The following is a 4,605-nucleotide window of genomic DNA, read 5'->3' on the forward strand; positions in this document are numbered from 1 at the left end:
GACTTTTTGGCGGCGTGGGGGGTAGCGTTCGAATGCTTTTGATCGGAGGGAGCGCTTTGTGAAGCCGCGTCGGCGTTCATGGGGGAGGCCAAAAGCATGCATAAGGCTATGGCCGCCAGCACTAATGGCCAGCGTGAATACTTCATGATCGTTCCTTTGTTAGTGTTCGAGGCTGGCCAGCGAAATTGCCGGACGAACCGCGCCCGCGGTTCTGACCCCAGGAACCTTCCAATGATGTCAGCAAGCGCGCCTTGCGCTCAACGTCCATCGGTTCCCCAGGGGAATGCCTGTTCTTTGTAGAGGCACTATACAGTAAAAAAATGCTCCGTGTCAAACTGATAAAATCTTTTAATTCAAATAGTTATTGAAAAAGATAGTCTAGAAAATGTCAAAAATGCAGTGGGGAAGTATGAAATAGGCATGATCGGGCGGCGTGGCGAACTGGCATGGATCCGAGGAAAAAGCCATGCGTGCGGCAGAAATATTTGCGTAAAAAATGTAATGAACCGCGCCGGATTCCACCAAATAAAAAGGGCAGGCAGCCGCTAAGCCACCTGCCCTGATAGTCAGTCGCAGCGGTGTTACCAGTCCAGCGTGCGCTTGAAGGCGCGGGCCAGATCTTCCACCGAAGAATTGACGATGACGCTGTCGCCGGATTTCATGGTCAGCTGACCGCTACCGGTGACAGTACCGATACGGGTGCAGGGCTGCCACATTCCCAGCGCATCAAGAATCATGGCCAGATCGGGCTTGACGCTCACAACCAGGCGGCTGGCGCTTTCGCTGTAGAGCAGTTCGGTCACGTTCATGGCTTCAAGGGCGGGCACGGCATCAAGGTTGATTTCCGCACCAAGGCGACCGCCGATGCACATTTCTGCAATGGCCACGGCAAGGCCGCCGTCAGAGCAGTCGTGGCAGGCGGAAATGGCGCGCTGGCCCATGAGTGCGTTGACCGCGCGGTAGCGCAGCATGGCGTTGGAGGCGTCCACATGGGGAACGCGACCACCCTTGAGGCCCAGTTCCGTGGCGGCTTCGCTGCCTGCCATTTCGCGCCAGGTGCCGCCGAGCACGTAGATGGCATCGCCGGGCTGCTTGAAGTCGGAGGTCTGGGCAGCAGTGACGTTGCGGATGACGCCAAGGATGGAGAACAGCACCGTGGGCGGAATGGAAATGCGCTCGCCGCCGCCGGTGTAGTCGTTTTTCATGGAGTCCTTGCCCGAGATGCACGGCACGCCGTAGGCCAGCGAGAACTGGCGCAGGGCGCGGCAGGCGCGCACAAGCTGAGCCAGCTTGTAGCGTCCGTCGGGGTTGGAGGGGCTGACCACCGGGTCGCACCAGCAGAAGTTGTCCACGCCTGCCAGAGCATCAGGGTCTGCACCCACGGCAACGGCATTGCGGATGGCTTCGTCCATGGCGTTGGCCATCATCCAGTAGGTGTCGTAATCGCTGAATTTGGGGCAGATGCCGTGGGAGATCACAAGGCCCGCGTCCGATTCCAGCAGGGGGCGGATAACGCCAGCGTCTGCCGGGCCATCGCGCTTGACGCCCACAAGGGGTTTCACCACGCTGCCGCCGCGCACTTCGTGGTCATACTGGCGGATGATGTATTCCTTGGAGCAGATATTGAGCGTGCCAAGCATGCGCTGCAAAAATGCGCTCTGCTCAACTTCGGCCACGTCCACGGTGACATCCGTGATTTCAGGGGCCTTCCATTCGGCTTCAAGCTCGAGCTGCGGTACACCGTCGTGCATGAACTCCATGGGCATGGAGGCGATGATGCGGTCGTGGTAGCGCACTTCAAAGAAGCCGGAGGTGGTGAAGCGGCCAAGGGCCGTGGCTTCCACATCCATGCGTGCGGCAAGGGCCATGAATTCATCGAGCTTTTCCGGCGAAACGGCCAGGGTCATGCGTTCCTGCGCTTCGGAAAGCAGAATTTCCCAGGGGCGCAGGCCATCGTATTTCAGCGGAGCCTTGGCGATATCCAGCACGCAGCCGCCCGTATCCTCGGCCATTTCACCCACGGAGGAGGAAAGGCCGCCAGCGCCGTTGTCGGTGATGGCGTGGTACAGGCCCAAATCGCGGGCGCGCATGATGAAGTCGTACATCTTGCGCTGGGTGATGGGGTCGCCGATCTGCACCGCAGTGGCGGGAGAGCCTTCGTGCAGTTCTTCAGAAGAGAAGGTTGCGCCGTGGATGCCGTCCTTGCCGATGCGGCCGCCGGTCATGACAATGTAGTCGCCTTCCTCTGCCTGCTTGAACCAGCCGGGGCGGCCATGCAGCTCTGCGGGGATGATGCCCACGGTGCCGCAGTACACCAGCGGCTTGCCAAGATAGCGCTCGTCAAAAACCAGCGAACCGTTGACCGTGGGAATGCCCGACTTGTTGCCGCCGTGCTCCACGCCTTCGCGCACGCCTTCGAGCACGCGGCGGGGGTGCAGCAGGCGCGGGGGCAGGTTTTTATCGTGGAAGGGCGAGGCAAAGCAGAACACGTCCGTATTGCACACCAGTTCCGCGCCCATGCCTGTGCCCATGGGGTCGCGGTTCACGCCCACAATGCCGGTGAGCGCGCCGCCGTAAGGGTCGAGCGCCGAGGGGCTGTTGTGGGTTTCAACCTTGATGCAGGCATCGTAGCCGTTGATAAAGGCGATAACGCCCGCGTTGTCCTTGAAAACGGACTTGCAGTAATCGTCCTCGCCCATGCGCTCGCGCAGCATGGCCGTGGCGTCGCGGATGCAGGTCTTGTAGAGGTTGTCCACCACTTCGCTGCGGCCCGTGGCGGCATCGGTATAATTGATGCGCGAGGCAAAAATCTTGTGCTTGCAGTGCTCGGACCATGTCTGGGCCAGCACTTCCATTTCCACATCCGTGGGGTCGGCGGGCAGGCCAAGGGCCTTGCGGCGGTCGGCTTCTTCCTGCGCGGTGAACTGCTCGCGGATGCTGTGCATTTCCTTGAGGTTGAGCGCCCAGGTATTTTCGCGGCTGGCCTTGGTCAGGGCGTCGTCGTCCATGGCGGAAAGAGCGATGGTGTCAACGGTTTCGTTGATCTCGCCTGTAACCCGTGCGGCCTGCGCTTCAAAGCCGGGCTGGGCGTCCCATTCCTGACGGCTCTTGATGCGGTAGCGCTGGATGAGCGTGTTGCACAAAAGGTCGCGGGCCAGCATGTCCACCTGCTCGCGGGTGAGGGGCGCTGCCTTGTCGCTGCTGATGCGGTACTGTACGGCGGTGTACACGCGCAGGCTGTCGCGCGGGATGTCCAGCACCATGGCGGCGGTGTCGCGCGCGGTACGGGCCTCGTTATCCGTCACGCCGGGGCGGAAGCCTACCTCCACAAACCAGTCTGCCGCAGGGTCAAGCAGGGGCAGCGGCTCAAGGGAGGCTTCCTGAAGGATGGGGTCGTGCCAGATGCTTTCGTCCAGAAGACGGGCCACCTGCGCGGCATCAAGCCCGTCAGCCGTAAAGACCTTGATCTGGCGAACGCCAGAAACAGAAATGTTCAGCGCCTTGCGCAGGTGCTGGGCCGTCTTGCGGCCCTGGGTATCGTCAAGTCCGGCGCGGGGGCCGGTTTCCACCCTATAGAGCATGGTTTGCATTCCTCTTGGTTTGGCTGCTTACTTTTTTCTGTCGCGCACGTAGTCGGCCATCTGGCGCATAAGCTCGCGCTCGGGCCTGTCAGGCAGAGTTTCTAATGCCTGCCTGGCCGCGTCAAGAAATTCATCGGCCTGACGGCGCACGGCATCGTCATGCCCGGCCTGCCGGATGCTCTCGGCAATGCTGGCGGCATCGGTTTCCGTCATCAGCCCTGCGCAAAAGGCGGCGTCAAAGGCGCTGCGTTCTGCGGTGCTCAGGCTGTCGCGGTAGAGGCGCAGGGGCGGCGTGAGCTTGCCCTCGCGCACATCGCCGCCAGTGGGCTTGCCTGTGACGCTTTCTGGCGCGAAATCAAGGGCATCGTCCACCATTTGAAAGGCCATGCCAAGATTTTCGCCATAGGCGGCGGCAGCGGTCACTGCGGCATCATCGGCCCCGGCGGCAAGCGCGCCCATTTCACAGGCTGCGCGGATAAGCCAGGCAGTTTTGCCGCGCACCATGTCTTCATAGTCGGCGCTGCTCGAATCCACGCGGCGCTGGGCCGCGATTTCGAGGATTTCACCCGCCGCCGTGCGGCTGGTGGCCTCCGAGAAACAGCGTGTCAGCCGCGTGTCGCCGTAATTGGCCACCAGTGCGTTGGCTCCGGCCAGCAGGGCATCGCCCGCAAGAATGACGCTGGAAACATCAAACAGCGTATGCGCAGCGGGCTTGCCACGGCGGCTTACGGCATTGTCCAGCACATCATCGTGCAGCAGGGTCGCGGCGTGGAGCATCTCCAGCGTGATTGCCAGATCCTGTATGCTCTTGGCCTCATGACCCAGCAGGCGGGCCGTGAGCACGGTGAGCAGGGGCCGCAGGCGTTTGCCGCCCGCATCAAAAATGTGCCGGGCCACAGGCCGCACCGGTTCCGGCAGGGTGTCCACTGCCTTGTTCAGAGCGCGGTTGATGCCGGGCAGCTCAAGGGCCAGACGTGCTTTCAGTTGGATCATATGCTACTCAGATAAGGTTAAGCGCGGGCAA

2 protein-coding genes are annotated in these 4,605 nt (G+C 61.5%); both read right to left on the reverse strand.

Features of this window, described 5'->3' with window-relative positions; translation table 11 throughout:
- Window positions 1–581: 581 nt before the first annotated feature.
- Window positions 582–3,581 carry an AIR synthase-related protein gene (locus tag VEZ52_RS13995; RefSeq protein WP_324837357.1) on the reverse strand — a complete coding sequence of 1,000 codons (3,000 nt, stop codon included), beginning with the start codon at window positions 3,579–3,581 and terminating at the stop codon, window positions 582–584.
- Window positions 3,582–3,608: 27 nt separating this feature from the next.
- Complete coding sequence (locus VEZ52_RS14000; protein ID WP_324837358.1) at window positions 3,609–4,574, reverse strand: polyprenyl synthetase family protein; 966 nt, start codon at window positions 4,572–4,574, stop codon at window positions 3,609–3,611.
- Between the last annotated feature and the right edge of the window lie 31 nt (window positions 4,575–4,605).

The organism is Desulfovibrio sp. (genome assembly GCF_035644575.1).
GTDB lineage: Bacteria > Desulfobacterota > Desulfovibrionia > Desulfovibrionales > Desulfovibrionaceae > Desulfovibrio.